This window comes from Klebsiella sp. Q11, assembly GCF_964241505.1.
GTDB lineage: Bacteria > Pseudomonadota > Gammaproteobacteria > Enterobacterales > Enterobacteriaceae > Klebsiella > Klebsiella michiganensis.
Map to the genome: position 1 here is coordinate 203645 of NZ_CAXSXW010000008.1, position 14320 is coordinate 217964.

General features: G+C 55.5%; 13 protein-coding genes and 1 pseudogene. 7 read left to right on the forward strand and 7 right to left on the reverse strand.

Features of this window, described 5'->3' with window-relative positions:
- Positions 1-24: 24 nt before the first annotated feature.
- Both ACESQ2_RS15320 and fghA read right to left on the reverse strand, forming a co-directional pair.
- Complete coding sequence (locus ACESQ2_RS15320; RefSeq protein WP_009653954.1) at positions 25-183, reverse strand: type I toxin-antitoxin system Hok family toxin; 159 nt, start codon at positions 181-183, stop codon at positions 25-27.
- Positions 184-476: 293 nt separating this feature from the next.
- A complete protein-coding gene (gene fghA, locus ACESQ2_RS15325; RefSeq protein ID WP_014839058.1) occupies positions 477-1313 on the reverse strand; it encodes an S-formylglutathione hydrolase in 837 nt (278 codons plus the stop codon).
- Positions 1314-1681: 368 nt separating this feature from the next.
- On the opposite strand from fghA, the gene folE reads away from it, so the two are divergent.
- From folE to mglC, 6 genes are all read left to right on the forward strand, one after another.
- Complete coding sequence (gene folE / locus ACESQ2_RS15330; protein ID WP_004103895.1) at positions 1682-2350, forward strand: GTP cyclohydrolase I FolE; 669 nt, start codon at positions 1682-1684, stop codon at positions 2348-2350.
- Positions 2351-2365: 15 nt separating this feature from the next.
- Positions 2366-3523, forward strand: a complete 1158-nt coding sequence (gene yeiB / locus ACESQ2_RS15335; RefSeq protein ID WP_046877143.1) for a DUF418 domain-containing protein YeiB — start codon at positions 2366-2368, stop codon at positions 3521-3523.
- 155 nt (positions 3524-3678) lie between these two features.
- Positions 3679-4701 (forward strand): HTH-type transcriptional regulator GalS, encoded by a 1023-nt coding sequence (gene galS / locus ACESQ2_RS15340; RefSeq protein WP_014230155.1) that lies wholly within the window; start codon positions 3679-3681, stop codon positions 4699-4701.
- A gap of 289 nt (positions 4702-4990) precedes the next feature.
- The gene (gene mglB, locus ACESQ2_RS15345; RefSeq protein WP_014230154.1) at positions 4991-5989 is read left to right on the forward strand and encodes a galactose/glucose ABC transporter substrate-binding protein MglB; all 999 of its coding nucleotides are present in this window, start codon (positions 4991-4993) and stop codon (positions 5987-5989) included.
- Between the two features lie 119 nt (positions 5990-6108).
- Positions 6109-7629: a galactose/methyl galactoside ABC transporter ATP-binding protein MglA gene (mglA, locus tag ACESQ2_RS15350; protein ID WP_014230153.1), complete on the forward strand. Its 1521-nt coding sequence runs from the start codon at positions 6109-6111 to the stop codon at positions 7627-7629.
- A 15-nt stretch (positions 7630-7644) separates the two neighbouring features.
- Complete coding sequence (gene mglC / locus ACESQ2_RS15355; RefSeq protein WP_004852662.1) at positions 7645-8655, forward strand: galactose/methyl galactoside ABC transporter permease MglC; 1011 nt, start codon at positions 7645-7647, stop codon at positions 8653-8655.
- Positions 8656-8846: 191 nt separating this feature from the next.
- Here the strand turns inward: mglC and sanA are convergent, their stop codons facing one another.
- The 5 genes from sanA to ACESQ2_RS15380 all read right to left on the reverse strand — a co-directional run bounded on the left by sanA (position 8847) and on the right by ACESQ2_RS15380 (position 12829).
- Positions 8847-9563 (reverse strand): outer membrane permeability protein SanA, encoded by a 717-nt coding sequence (sanA, locus tag ACESQ2_RS15360; RefSeq protein ID WP_004852661.1) that lies wholly within the window; start codon positions 9561-9563, stop codon positions 8847-8849.
- Positions 9564-9687: 124 nt separating this feature from the next.
- Positions 9688-10572 (reverse strand): cytidine deaminase, encoded by an 885-nt coding sequence (gene cdd / locus ACESQ2_RS15365; protein ID WP_014839055.1) that lies wholly within the window; start codon positions 10570-10572, stop codon positions 9688-9690.
- A 127-nt stretch (positions 10573-10699) separates the two neighbouring features.
- Positions 10700-11395, reverse strand: a complete 696-nt coding sequence (locus ACESQ2_RS15370; RefSeq protein ID WP_373170819.1) for a CidB/LrgB family autolysis modulator — start codon at positions 11393-11395, stop codon at positions 10700-10702.
- Positions 11392-11790, reverse strand: coding sequence for a CidA/LrgA family protein (locus ACESQ2_RS15375; RefSeq protein ID WP_014230151.1), 399 nt, complete (start codon positions 11788-11790; stop codon positions 11392-11394). Before ACESQ2_RS15375 ends, ACESQ2_RS15370 begins: the two co-directional genes overlap by 4 nt.
- 121 nt (positions 11791-11911) lie before the next feature.
- Complete coding sequence (locus ACESQ2_RS15380) at positions 11912-12829, reverse strand: LysR family transcriptional regulator (protein WP_046877142.1); 918 nt, start codon at positions 12827-12829, stop codon at positions 11912-11914.
- 126 nt (positions 12830-12955) lie between these two features.
- Between ACESQ2_RS15380 and ACESQ2_RS15385 the strand changes: the two are divergent.
- A pseudogene (locus ACESQ2_RS15385) lies at positions 12956-14313 on the forward strand (MFS transporter).
- Positions 14314-14320 lie beyond the last annotated feature (7 nt).

The window sequence follows — 14320 nt, forward strand, 5'->3', positions numbered from 1 at the left end:
GGGCGAACCCACCGCTCCAGGTTGCTACTTACCGGATTCGTAAGCCATAAAAGCAGCCACCTCCCTGTTCGTATCGCGGTAGCGAATTTCGCAAAGCGATTTTCTTACCAGCAGGGTGAACGCTAATAGCGTGATACACACGATGAGCAGACACCAGATCGGGGCGGTAGGCGGTACCTTCATGGTTTGTTCTCCTTGCCTTTCGGCGGGTAAGAGACTAACCTGATGTTGTCTAAGCATGCAGATAGCCTCGTGGGTGATTACATTACCTTCGGGGCTTTCTTCTTTCTACCTCAGCACAACGGTAAAACTCAATCCTGCCCTGAGGCGAAAGCCTCAAGCGCCGCCAAAAATCATACCCCCCGACGACGGAAAATACACTATCTCTCTGTATATATTAGTTTTTATGACTATTGGATGATGAGGCATTTTGCGTATCAATGCGCCGGGAAGAGGCTTCACGACGCATTGAAGGATCAGGAGAAGAGGTGCCGGGCATGGAAACGCAGGTGGTCCTCAATAAATGAGGCGATAAAGTAGTAGCTGTGATCGTAACCGGGCTGAATACGCAGGGTTAACGGCCAGCTTTTCTGACGCGCGGTTTCCGCCAGCACCGCCGGCTGCAGCTGTTCGGCGAGGAATGTATCGCTGTCACCCTGGTCAATCAGGGTTGGAATCGCATCTGACTCGCTGCTGGCCTGCATTAACGCGCAGCTGTCCCAGGCCTGCCAGGCCGCTTCATCCGCTCCCAGATAGGCGGTAAACGCTTTTTTACCCCAGGGAACCTGGGTCGGGTTAACGATAGGCGCGAACGCGGAAACGCTGACGAAGCGGCCCGGATTCTTCAGCGCCATCACCAGCGCGCCGTGGCCGCCCATGGAATGCCCGCTGATGGCGCAGCGGCCGCTGAGATTAAACTCGCGGGCAATCAGCTGCGGCAGCTCGTCGCGAAGGTAATCGTACATGCGGAAATGCGCGGACCACGGCGCCTGGGTGGCATTGAGATAAAAACCAGCGCCTTTCCCCAGATCGTAAGCGCTATCGTCGGCAACGTTATCACCGCGCGGACTGGTGTCCGGCATCACCAGCGCAATGCCCAGTTCGGCGGCGACGCGCTGAGCGCCCGCTTTGGTGGTGAAGTTTTCATCGTTGCAGGTCAGGCCGGAGAGCCAGTAGAGAACCGGCGGCGGCGCGTCAGCGGCGGCGGGAGGTAAAAAGATGCTGAAGGTCATTGCGCAGTTCAGCGTTGCGGAGTCGTGCCGCCAGCGTTGCTGCCGACCTTCAAAACAGCGGTGCTCTTCGAGCAGTTCCATGCAGGGCTCCTTAAGTGTCTCAGGCGTAATTTTCCATAATACAGATATTTCATGCCCTCGTGAGTAACTTTCACTTCCTCCTTTTCGGAACGTATTGCATCATTAATGCAACTTTTAACCAACATGCTGACCTTGCCGCAGCGGCAGGCGTCGCGCTATGGGTCGGCGATTGGCTTGGTTGCGGCAAGGTGAGCAGGGCGTTGCGTGACGCATCGTAGTGCGCTGGTCTGGCGGCGTGGAACGAGAGGTGACGCCAATTTCAACAATTATCGATGCGGCTACTGGATTCTGTGCGTCACCTCACGCACAATGAATACAAACTTTGCCCTCAGAAGAGCAAAGAGCGCCACACCTGCAGGAGAACAAAAATGTCATCACTGAGTAAAGAAGCCATACTCGTTCATGAAGCGCTGGTCGCTCGTGGGCTGGAGACGCCGCTGCGTCCGCCAGTACAAGAAATTGATAATGAAACTCGCAAGCGTCTGATCGCCGGACACATGACCGAGATTATGCAGCTGTTAAACCTTGATCTAAGTGATGACAGCCTGATGGAGACCCCGCATCGCATCGCCAAAATGTACGTCGATGAGATCTTCTCCGGACTGGACTACGCCCGGTTCCCCAAAATCACCGTCATCGAAAATAAGATGCAGGTTGATGAAATGGTGACCGTGCGCGATATCACCCTGACCAGCACCTGTGAACACCATTTTGTGACCATTGACGGCAAAGCCACGGTGGCCTATATCCCGAAAGATTCGGTGATTGGCCTGTCGAAAATTAACCGTATCGTGCAGTTCTTCTCCCAGCGTCCGCAGGTGCAGGAGCGGCTGACGCAGCAGATCCTCACCGCGCTGCAAACGCTGCTGGGGACCAGCAACGTCGCGGTTTCCATCGATGCGGTGCACTACTGCGTGAAAGCGCGCGGCATTCGCGATGCGACCAGCGCCACCACCACCACGTCGCTGGGCGGCCTGTTTAAATCCAGCCAGAATACCCGCCAGGAGTTCCTGCGCGCCGTACGTCACCACAACTAAAACGGAGCAGGGTACATGGAGAGAAATGTCACGCTGGACTTTGTCCGCGGCGTCGCCATCCTCGGTATCCTGCTACTGAATATCAGCGCCTTCGGTTTACCGAAGGCCGCTTACCTCAACCCGGCGTGGTCCGGGAACATTTCCGCCAGCGACGCCTGGACCTGGGCGATTCTCGATCTGCTGGCGCAGGTCAAATTCCTGACCCTATTCGCCCTGCTGTTTGGCGCCGGACTTCAGCTTCTGCTGCCGCGCGGCAAGCGCTGGATCCAGTCGCGCCTGACGCTGCTGGCGCTGCTTGGCTTTATTCACGGACTGTTTTTCTGGGACGGCGATATTCTGCTGGCCTATGCGCTGGTCGGGCTGGTGGGCTGGCGAATGGTGCGTGACGCGCACGATGTCAAATCGCTGTTTAATACCGGCGTGGTGCTGTACGTTATCGGCGTGGCGGTACTGCTGTTGCTGGGATTGATTTCCGGCAATACGCCCAATCGTTCGTGGCTGCCGGACGCGGCAAATTTGCAGTACGAGCAGTACTGGAAGCTAAAAGGCGGCTTTGAAGCGGTGAGCAATCGTGCGGATATGCTGTCGGATAACCTGCTGGCACTGGGCGCGCAGTACGGCTGGCAGCTGGCCGGTATGATGCTGATGGGCGCCGCGCTGATGCGCAGCGGCTGGCTCAAAGGGCAGTTCAGCCTTCGCCACTATCGGCGTACCGGCGTGCTGCTGATTGCGGCCGGAATGGCGGTCAACTTGCCCTCGATTATTGCCCAGTGGCATCTTGGCTGGGACTACCGCTGGTGCGCATTTTTGCTACAGGCGCCGCGGGAGCTGGGCGCGCCGCTGCAAACCATCGGCTACGCGGCGCTGGCCTGGGGCTTCTGGCCGCAGCTGTGTCAGAGTCGTCTGGTGGGGGCGATTGCCTGCGTCGGGCGCATGGCGCTAACCAACTATCTGCTGCAGACCCTGATTTGCACTACCCTGTTCTACCGCTTCGGCCTGTTTATGAAGTATGACCGCTTACAGCTGTTAGCCTTCGTACCGGCCGTATGGGCGGTTAATCTTCTCTTCTCGTGGTTTTGGCTACGTCATTTCCGTCAAGGGCCCGTTGAGTGGCTATGGCGTCAATTCACCCTGCGTGCGTCGGGGACATCATTAAAAGATACATCCAGATAACGATCTGGATCACAATCATTAACAAAATGGATGTAACCGTTTCCATCCCTGTGACCTCACTCACGTAGCGTACGGCACGTCGCTGCCAGAATAGCCTCCTTGCTGAACACAGGAGGTGAGTGTGACGTACTGCAATGCTCTACAGGTCGGTGAGTATGATCACCATTCGTGATGTCGCCCGCCAGGCGGGTGTTTCCGTCGCGACGGTTTCGCGCGTGCTGAATAACAGCGCGCTGGTGAGCCCGGATACGCGAGAAGCGGTAATGAAGGCGGTAACGCTGTTGGGCTATCGGCCAAACGCCAACGCGCAGGCGCTGGCGACGCAGGTCAGCGATACCATCGGCGTGGTCGTGATGGACGTGTCGGACGCCTTTTTTGGCGCGCTGGTCAAAGCGGTTGATACCGTCGCCCAGCAGCATCAGAAATATGTGCTAATCGGCAACAGCTATCATGAAGCGGAAAAAGAGCGTAACGCCATTGAGGTGCTGATTCGCCAGCGCTGTTCAGCGCTGATCGTCCACTCTAAAGCGCTGAGCGACGCGGAGCTGGGGGATTTTATGGAGCATATGCCGGGAATGGTGCTGATTAACCGCATCGTGCCGGGATACGCCCACCGCTGCGTTGGGCTGGATAACGTCAGCGGCGCGCTGATGGCGACCCGCATGCTGCTCAATCATGGTCACCAGCGCATCGGCTACCTCTCTTCCAATCACGGCATTGAAGATGATGATTTACGGCGAGAAGGGTGGTTAAGGGCGTTACATGAACACGGCATTGTCGCTCCCGAAAGCTGGGTGGGATCCGGGTCGCCGGATATGCAGGGCGGTGAGGCGGCGATGGTCGAACTGCTGGGGCGCAACCTTGGTCTGAGCGCGGTTTTCGCCTACAACGACAGTATGGCGGCCGGCGCGCTCACGACGCTTAAAGATAACGGCATTGCCGTACCGCAGCATCTTTCGCTGATCGGTTTTGATGATATCCCCATTTCCCGTTACACCGACCCGCAGCTGACAACGGTCCGTTATCCGATTATGTCGATGGCGAAACTGGCGACAGAGCTGGCGCTACAGGGCGCGGCGGGAAAGCTGGATCGTGACGCCAGCCACTGCTTTATGCCGACGCTGGTGCGCCGACATTCGGTGGCGCAGAGGCAAATTGTGGGGCCGATCACTAACTAATTATCTGCCTGATGTAACCGCTTTCAATATGTGAGTGATTTCACAGTTTGTTAACATTAAGCTGACTATGATTGCTGCGTTTACAAGTCTGAACATACTATGTCACGGTGATTAATCACTTTTACAGCAGTAATCGGCGGTTAAACGATTAATAAAGCCGTTTTTCAGGAGCGTTACCCTACACGGAAGACAGAATTACAGTCGTGAATGTCGCTGTGCAGTAACATAAATGTAACGCTCGCCAGCCATTTTCACACCAAAGACCCTGCATAATAAAACCGGAGATTCCATGAATAAGAAGGTGTTAACCCTGTCTGCTGTAATGGCTAGCATGTTATTTGGCGCCGCGGCTCACGCAGCAGATACCCGTATCGGCGTGACGATTTATAAATACGACGACAACTTTATGTCGGTGGTGCGTAAGGCAATTGAAAAAGATGGCAAATCAGCGCCGGATGTTCAGCTGCTGATGAATGACTCGCAAAACGACCAGTCCAAGCAGAACGATCAGATTGACGTCCTGTTGGCAAAAGGGGTGAAGGCGCTGGCGATTAACCTGGTTGACCCGGCGGCGGCGGGGACGGTCATCGATAAAGCGCGTGGCCAGAACGTGCCGGTGGTGTTCTTTAACAAAGAACCTTCCCGCAAGGCGCTGGATAGCTACGATAAAGCGTACTACGTCGGTACCGACTCAAAAGAGTCCGGCGTGATTCAGGGTGACCTGATTGCCAAGCACTGGAAAGCGAACCCGAACTGGGATCTGAATAAAGACGGCCAGATTCAGTTTGTCCTGCTGAAGGGCGAGCCGGGCCATCCGGATGCGGAAGCGCGTACCACCTACGTTATTAAAGAGCTGAACGATAAAGGCTTCAAAACTCAGCAGCTGGCGTTAGATACCGCCATGTGGGATACCGCTCAGGCGAAAGATAAGATGGATGCCTGGCTGTCTGGCCCGAATGCCAACAAAATTGAAGTCGTCATCGCTAACAACGATGCGATGGCCATGGGCGCGGTAGAAGCGCTGAAAGCGCACAATAAGAGCAGCATTCCGGTATTCGGCGTCGATGCGCTGCCTGAAGCGCTGGCGCTGGTGAAATCCGGCGCCATGGCGGGTACCGTACTGAACGATGCCAACAATCAGGCGAAAGCCACCTTCGATCTGGCGAAAAACCTGGCCGATGGTAAAGAACCGGCTGCCGGTACTCAATGGAAAATTGATAATAAGATTGTCCGCGTACCGTACGTTGGCGTTGATAAAGATAATCTGAGCGAATTTATCGGTAAGTAATCGCTTAATAAGCTGCGGGCGTACGCGCTTGTACGCCCGATTATTCCTGATACAGAACTCGTCCCGGCTCGTCGTTAATGCGTCGGCTGGGGTATGCACGTACGCAGCCAGGTATAACTATGGTCAGCAATAATAGCGAACGGTCAGGCGAATATTTGTTGGAAATGAGTAACATCAACAAATCGTTTCCTGGCGTCAAGGCTCTCGATAATGTGAACCTCAAGGTTCGTCCCCACTCTATTCACGCGTTAATGGGGGAGAACGGCGCGGGCAAATCTACATTATTAAAATGCCTATTTGGAATCTATCAAAAAGATTCCGGCAGTATTCTTTTTCAGGGACAAGAGATCGATTTCCATTCGGCAAAAGAAGCCCTGGAAAACGGTATTTCAATGGTTCATCAGGAATTAAACCTGGTATTGCAACGTTCGGTAATGGACAACATGTGGCTGGGGCGTTATCCCACCAAAGGCATGTTTGTCGATCAGGACAAAATGTATCGTGATACCAAAGCGATTTTCGATGAGCTGGATATTGATATCGACCCGCGCGCTCGCGTCGGAACGCTATCGGTATCGCAAATGCAGATGATTGAAATTGCGAAGGCATTTTCCTATAACGCCAAAATTGTGATTATGGATGAGCCGACTTCTTCGTTAACCGAAAAAGAGGTCAACCATCTGTTTAAAATTATCCGCAAGCTGAAAGAGCGCGGCTGCGGCATAGTCTATATTTCCCACAAAATGGAAGAGATCTTCCAGCTGTGCGATGAAATTACCATCCTGCGCGACGGCCAGTGGATTGCCACCCAGCCGCTGGAAGGGCTGGATATGGATAAGATCATCGCGATGATGGTGGGCCGCTCCCTCAATCAGCGCTTCCCGAACAAGGAGAATAAGCCGGGTGAGGTAATTCTTGAGGTGCGCAATTTAACCTCACTGCGCCAGCCATCGATTCGCGATGTCTCTTTCGATCTGCACAAAGGCGAAATCCTGGGGATTGCCGGACTGGTTGGCGCGAAACGTACCGATATCGTGGAGACGTTATTTGGTATTCGCGAGAAGGCCGGCGGGACGATCAAGCTGCACGGTAAGAAGATTAATAACCATAATGCCAATGAAGCCATCAACCATGGCTTTGCGCTGGTGACCGAAGAGCGCCGTTCGACGGGAATTTATGCCTACCTGGATATCGGTTTTAACTCGCTGATCTCCAATATTAAGAAATACAAGAATAAGGTCGGATTGCTGGATAATTCACGCATGAAAAGCGATACCCAATGGGTGATTGATTCGATGCGCGTGAAAACCCCGGGGCAGCACACGCAAATTGGTTCGTTGTCCGGTGGTAACCAACAAAAAGTGATTATCGGTCGCTGGTTATTGACCCAGCCGGAAATTCTGATGCTCGATGAACCCACGCGCGGCATTGACGTTGGGGCGAAGTTCGAAATTTACCAGCTGATCGCCGAGCTGGCAAAAAAAGACAAAGGAATCATTATTATTTCCTCCGAGATGCCGGAGCTGCTGGGTATTACTGACCGTATTCTGGTAATGAGCAATGGTCTTGTTGCCGGAATTGTTGAGACTAAAACCACCACGCAAAACGAAATTCTCCGTCTTGCGTCGTTGCACCTTTAAGATCAGGGGCTCCTCATGAGTGCGTTAAATAAAAAGAGTTTTCTCACCTATTTGAAAGAAGGTGGGATTTACGTGGTTCTTTTAGTATTGCTGGCCATTATTATTTTCCAGGATCCGACTTTCTTAAGTTTGCTGAACTTAAGTAATATTCTGACCCAGTCTTCGGTGCGTATTATTATCGCTCTCGGCGTGGCCGGACTTATTGTCACCCAGGGAACCGACCTTTCAGCCGGCCGCCAGGTCGGCCTGGCGGCGGTTATCGCCGCCACGATGCTGCAGGCGGTGGACAATGCCAATAAGGTGTTCCCGGAGATGGCTACGATGCCGATCCCGCTGGTTATCCTGTTAGTGTGTGCGATTGGCGCGGTCATTGGTCTTATCAACGGTATTATCATCGCTTACCTGAACGTGACGCCGTTTATCACCACCCTCGGCACGATGATCATCGTTTACGGTATCAACTCCCTGTATTACGACTTTGTTGGCGCGTCGCCGATTTCCGGCTTCGATAGCCACTTCTCGCAGTTTGCCCAGGGGTTTATCGCGCTGGGCTCATTCCGCCTGTCGTATATCACCTTCTATGCGCTGATTGCCGTGTTCTTCGTATGGATCCTGTGGAACAAGACCCGCTTTGGTAAAAACATTTTTGCTATCGGCGGTAACCCGGAAGCGGCGAAGGTCTCCGGCGTCAACGTCGCCCTGAACCTGCTGATGATTTATGCGCTCTCCGGCGTGTTCTACGCGTTCGGCGGGCTGCTGGAAGCCGGACGTATCGGTTCGGCGACCAACAACCTTGGCTTTATGTATGAACTGGATGCGATTGCCGCCTGCGTGGTCGGCGGCGTATCGTTCAGCGGCGGCGTCGGTACCGTATTTGGCGTGGTGACCGGGGTGATAATCTTCACCGTCATCAACTACGGTCTGACCTATATCGGCGTGAACCCGTACTGGCAGTACATCATCAAAGGGGCGATTATCATCTTCGCCGTGGCGCTGGATTCGCTTAAGTATGCGCGGAAGAAGTAACGATTAGTGAATGAAGGCAGGCGTCAGTTCAGGCGTCTGCCTTTTGCATTTTCTGGATGATAATTTGCCGCCTTCCTGCCACTCGAATTATTCAGGGTATCTATCCTCAGTATCCCGATACTCACTCGCGTAATCAGAAAAGTATTCCCGCTCGATAAGACGCCAGTTATCACGCTCACTTTATGGAGGCTTTACTTCTCTTTTTTCTGCAGCTCCAGCAGCTGCTGCGGCGTGACCGCCGGATAGGACTGTGCGCCGTCGGGAACTTCCTGCAGCGCGGGAATCGGGATCAGCGGGCCTAAAAAGCGCGGTTCGCGTTTAAAAATATAGAGATCCGCCAGCGCGCCGAAGCGGGCGCCGAACTCGCGCAGGCGAACGCTCCACATATCCTTCGGCGACGGCACCGCGTAGCACTGCGCCTGAATCCCCATATGCAGGGCAATAAACAGCGCGCGCTCGCAGTGGAAGCGTTGGGTAATAATAATAAAGTCGTTAGTATCGAAGACCTTACGGGTGCGGACAATCGAATCGAGCGTACGGAAACCCGCATAGTCCAGCACAATATCCGCCGGATCGACGCCGGCTTTAATTAAATCGCGGCGCATGGTCATCGGCTCGTTATAGCTTTGCAGCGCGTTATCGCCGCTGAGCAGCAGATAGTTCACCTTGCCGCTGTTGTAGGCGTTCAGCGCGCCCTGAATCCGGTAACGATAATATTGGTTGATAACCCCGGTACGGTAGTACTTGGCGGTACCGAGCACGACGCCGACCTGGCGGTAGGGCAGGTCCTGTAGCTCATCGTAAATATAGGGAGAGGTTTTCCAGCTCATCCAGCGGTCGAGTCCCAACACGGTTAACAGCAGCAAGCCGAACAGGACTAACAGGCTGTATAACACACGCTTTAACATGGACCTGGCTCAATAGTGGACGAAGGAAGCTTCAGGCTACTTTACCCGTCGGGCAAGCGCAAGAAACCGTCGTTTAATTGCGGGGATTTTCAACAGCGCGGGCCGTTTGGCCCGCAGAATGTGACTAACCTAACAGTACGCGATCGATATTATGGCAGCCCAGCGCCTTCAGCGTCGCCGCGGTGGCGTCCCACTGGATAAGCGCCGCATCGGCCTTCTCGGCCAGGATCGCGCGCTGGATATCCGGGTAATCGTATCCGTTGAGGCTCAGCAGATTCAGCGCACCCTGCAGCGGGGGCAGCGTCGGGTTAAAGGCGGCGTTTTCGGCATAGCTACCGGTGAAAAGGGTACCGTCTTTCAGCTCCAGCGCAACGCCGGATGGTGAGTTGCTGTAAGGCATATGGCAACGGTTGGCCGCCTGAATCGCCGCCTGAGCCAGCGCGTCGCCGCTGAGCGGGAAGCCGTGGTCCTGCTCATCCATCAGCAGGGTTTTTATGTCCAGATCTTTCGGGCCGAAAGCGTCCGGCAAATAGTGCTGCAGCGAATGCGCTTCGCGCCCGGGAAGGTGGATGCGCAGCGACAGGCCGCTGTTCAGTTCGTTCATAAACTGACGACAGTGGCCGCAGGGGGTGTAGTTCACGGTAATCGCCCGCAGGGATTTTTCGCCGCGCAGCCAGGCGTGGCTGATGGCGCTTTGTTCGGCGTGCACGGTCTGCTGCATGGTGGCGCCGAGAAATTCCATATTGCCGCCGAAGTACCAGGTACCGCTGATGCCGCGGGCAATCGCGCCGACGTTAAAATGCGACAGATCGGCCCGCGCGCAGGCCGCCGCCAGCGGCAGCAAAGCAAAGGCCAGCGCGTCTTCATCCAGCCCCGTCGCGCTTTGCAGCGCTGCCACCTGGTCTGCATTCAGCAGGGCCGGGAAATGCGGGTCGGCCAGCATCGGGGCGATGGCCGCTTGCAGGTCCGCCGCCAGTTGGGGAAGAACAGCTTGAAAACGTGGGTGCATGGCGTTGCCTCATAACAATGTAATGGAAATCTAGTGTACGGGTGGTTACAACCTGTATATGTGATAAACATCTCATTGTCATTGCAACTAATTCGTGTTGCATTTAAAAATGTGACTTAAATCACATTTATCCCACCGCTGCTAAAATGAGCGGAAACAAAAACGGCGCGACCAGCGAGGTAATAATCCCGCAAAGCACCAGCGCCAGCGAGCTGAACGCCCCTTCCTGATAGTCGAGCTCAGCGCAGCGGGCGGTCCCCAGGGCGTGGGATGCGGTACCCATCGACAGCCCGCGCGAGGCCTTGGTGCGGATACGCATCACATTCAGCAGGGTGTGGCCAAAGACCGCGCCGAGGATGCCGACGAAAATAACGCAGACCGCGCTGATCGCCGGGATCCCGCCAATGCTGCTGCTCACCGCCATGGCGATCGGCGTCGTCACCGATTTCGGCAAAATAGAGGCGGCAATCTGCGGGGTTGCGCCCATCATCAGGGCAACGGTAGTGCCGGTGACCATCGCCACCACGCTGCCGATAAAGCAGATGGTGATGATTGACTTCCAGCGGGCGCGGATTTGGTGCAGCTGCTCATACAAAGGAAAGGCCAACGCCACCACCGCCGGCTGCAGCAGGTCGTTAAGAATTTTGCTGCCCTGGAAATAGCGCTCGTAGGAGATGCCGGTAATCAGCAGAAAAGGGATCAGCACCACCATCGCGACCAGCAGCGGGTTGAGAAGCGGAAATTTAAACCGCGCCGCCAGCCTGCGGGCAAGGAAAAAGACGGCCAGGGTTAACGGCAGCGACCACCAGATTTCATGGATCATTTTTCACTTCCTTTTTGCCCAACCACTTTGCGCTCACCGTGAACCAGGTGTGAACTCCAGCTGACCACTAAAAAGACCACCAGCGTGCTTATCGCGCAGGAGACCACCACCGGGCCAAACTGCGCGCGCAGTAAATCCCAGTACTGCATGACGCCGACGCCAATAGGTACAAACAGCAGCGCCATATAGCGAATCAGGATGTTGCAGCCGGGGTTGACCCACTGTGCAGGCAAGATTTGCAGCGCCAGCAGAAAAAACAGAATCAACATGCCAATAATGCTGCCGGGAATCGCGATCGGCAGGAGCGAAGAGAGAAAAATGCCCGCATACAGGCAGGCGTAGATGAGCACGAAAGCGCGCAGATACTGCCAGATAATAATCAGTGATTTACTCATGGTAATAACCCTTGATGAACCGCATTCATCATACAATTAAAGCCAAAAATGTGCTACCGATCACATCATGAATTCTGCGCATACCTGCGATAGAGACCGTGAACACCGGACCGGGCGACGGTCAGAGTGAAGATTGCAGGGACAGGCAATGGAGAAATCGGCTCAGCGCCAGCGACGGCGCTTCACTTTTTCGCCAGAACACCCCAACGCTACCTTTTTGTTCAATGCGCGGCAAATTAAGAATCGCCAGCTGGCGCTGGGCCGCGTAGCGCTGCGCCAGGCGCAGTGAGAGAATCGAGACCATATCGCTGCTCTGCAGCAGATTGCTGGTGACGTTCATCGAGGCGGACTCAATGGTGTTTTCCGGCAGCATCACGCCGTTATCCACCAGCGCGTTGTCGATGCTCAGGCGAATTGGCGTGCCGGTGGGCCAGACGATCCAGCGCCACGGAGAGAGGTCGGCCCAGCTTAATCGCGATTTCTCGGCCAGCGGGTGATCGGGGCGGGCGACAAAGCAGACCGGTTCGGTGTAGAGCACCCGGTAGCTCAGCGGCAGCTCCAGCGCCCGCCCGCCGACGCGCCCGACGACGACATCCACCACGCCGGCGAGCAGGTCGTTAAGCAGCGGCGTCATCACTTTCTCTTCGATATTCAGGTGCAGAGTCGGCATCTCTTTCAGCAGTTCGAGGATCGCCTGTGAGACGCAGTCGGTCGCCACCGGTGAACAGCCGATCATCAGGCTGCCCACCTGCCCGCCCTGTTTAAAACGCTCGATTTCATACTGCGAACGCGACATATCGTTAATCAGCCGCTGGGCGTGCTGAAGCAGCAGCTTTCCGCCTTCGGTCGGGCGCAGACCTTTGCTGTGGCGTTCGAACAAAACCATGCCGACTTCGTCTTCAAACTGGCTGAGCCATTTGGAGAGCGCGGGCTGAGTAATGTTCATCATTTTCGCCACCTGCGTGAGATTGCCTTGCTCCCCCAGCGCCACCAGCATCTGTAAATGGTGCAGCTTCAGTTTCTGCGTCCAGTCTGCCATCAGCGATAACCTCCAGGTTATGTCTATGCCCGAAATACCATTGTACATTTCATTGCCACAGTTACAAACTCGCAACATAAAAGAAATAAATACAACATCTACCCCTACCTGCTCTGAGGCATAATCATGACTCAACGACTTGAACTACAAAAACTACTCAACGCTGCGCCGGTCGGCGCCCGGCAGTGGCGCGTGATTATCTGCTGTTTCCTGGTGGTGATGCTTGATGGCTTCGATACCGCCGCGATTGGTTTTATTGCGCCGGATATCCGCAGCCACTGGCAATTAACCGCCGGTGACCTCGCACCGCTATTTGGCGCAGGCTTGCTGGGCCTGACCGCCGGGGCGCTGCTCTGCGGTCCGCTCTCCGACCGCTTTGGCCGTAAGCGGGTGATTGAGTTCTGCGTCGCGCTGTTCGGCCTGTTCAGCCTGCTTTCCGCGTTTGCCCCCGATCTACACATGCTGGTGTTCCTGCGTTTTCTGACCGGCCTCGGCCTCGGCGGCGCGATGCCTAATACCATTACCATGACCTCGGAATATCTGCCCGCCCGGCGGCGCGGGGCGCTGGTGACCCTGATGTTTTGTGGATTCACCCTCGGCTCGGCCTTCGGCGGCGTGGTCAGCGCGCAGCTGGTCCCGCTGATTGGCTGGCACGGTATTCTGGTGCTGGGCGGCGTTTTGCCGCTGCTGCTGGCGGTGGCGCTGATACCGCTGCTTCCCGAATCTCCGCGCTGGCAGATCCGTCGCCAGCTCCCGCAGGCGGTGATTGCCAAAAACGTTAGTGCCATAACCGGCGAACGCTATACCGATACCCATTTCTGGCTTGATGAGCCTGCCGCAGGGGCGAAGGGCAGCATCAGCCAGCTGTTCGCCGGTCGCCAGCTGGCCATCACCTTAATGCTATGGGTGGTGTTCTTTATGAGCCTGTTGATTATCTATCTGCTCTCCAGCTGGATGCCGACGCTGCTTAACCACCGCGGGATTGATTTACAGCACGCTTCGTGGGTCACCGCCGCCTTCCAGATTGGCGGCACCTTTGGCGCGCTGCTGCTCGGTGTGCTGATGGATCGCTTCAATCCCTATCGGGTGCTGGCGCTGAGCTACGGCCTGGGGCGGTCTGTATCGTCATGATTGGCCTGAGCGAGAACGGCCTGTGGCTGATGGCGCTGGCGATTTTCGGCACCGGGATTGGCATCAGCGGTTCGCAGGTCGGCCTCAATGCGTTAACCGCTACGCTGTATCCCACCCAAAGCCGCGCGACCGGGGTGAGCTGGTCAAACGCGGTCGGCCGCTGCGGCGCCATCGTCGGCTCGCTCTCCGGCGGTGTGATGATGGCGATGAATTTCTCTTTTGACACCCTGTTTTTTGTTATCGCAGTACCGGCCGTCGTTAGCGCCGTGATGCTTGTCCTGCTGACGCTTGCCGTCCGCAACCCAACATCTGTACCTGCCGCGTTGCCTTCTGCTGGCATCGTGAATAAATAAGGAGAAC

What these genes read in the sequence shown, in the direction of transcription:
- ACESQ2_RS15320 (WP_009653954.1), bottom strand. Translation starts at nt 183, where the DNA reads ATGAAGGTACCGCCTACCGCCCCGATCTGGTGTCTGCTCATCGTGTGT.
- fghA (WP_014839058.1), bottom strand. Translation starts at nt 1,313, where the DNA reads ATGGAACTGCTCGAAGAGCACCGCTGTTTTGAAGGTCGGCAGCAACGC.
- folE (WP_004103895.1), top strand. Translation starts at nt 1,682, where the DNA reads ATGTCATCACTGAGTAAAGAAGCCATACTCGTTCATGAAGCGCTGGTC.
- yeiB (WP_046877143.1), top strand. Translation starts at nt 2,366, where the DNA reads ATGGAGAGAAATGTCACGCTGGACTTTGTCCGCGGCGTCGCCATCCTC.
- galS (WP_014230155.1), top strand. Translation starts at nt 3,679, where the DNA reads ATGATCACCATTCGTGATGTCGCCCGCCAGGCGGGTGTTTCCGTCGCG.
- mglB (WP_014230154.1), top strand. Translation starts at nt 4,991, where the DNA reads ATGAATAAGAAGGTGTTAACCCTGTCTGCTGTAATGGCTAGCATGTTA.
- mglA (WP_014230153.1), top strand. Translation starts at nt 6,109, where the DNA reads ATGGTCAGCAATAATAGCGAACGGTCAGGCGAATATTTGTTGGAAATG.
- mglC (WP_004852662.1), top strand. Translation starts at nt 7,645, where the DNA reads ATGAGTGCGTTAAATAAAAAGAGTTTTCTCACCTATTTGAAAGAAGGT.
- sanA (WP_004852661.1), bottom strand. Translation starts at nt 9,563, where the DNA reads ATGTTAAAGCGTGTGTTATACAGCCTGTTAGTCCTGTTCGGCTTGCTG.
- cdd (WP_014839055.1), bottom strand. Translation starts at nt 10,572, where the DNA reads ATGCACCCACGTTTTCAAGCTGTTCTTCCCCAACTGGCGGCGGACCTG.
- ACESQ2_RS15370 (WP_373170819.1), bottom strand. Translation starts at nt 11,395, where the DNA reads ATGATCCATGAAATCTGGTGGTCGCTGCCGTTAACCCTGGCCGTCTTT.
- ACESQ2_RS15375 (WP_014230151.1), bottom strand. Translation starts at nt 11,790, where the DNA reads ATGAGTAAATCACTGATTATTATCTGGCAGTATCTGCGCGCTTTCGTG.
- ACESQ2_RS15380 (WP_046877142.1), bottom strand. Translation starts at nt 12,829, where the DNA reads ATGGCAGACTGGACGCAGAAACTGAAGCTGCACCATTTACAGATGCTG.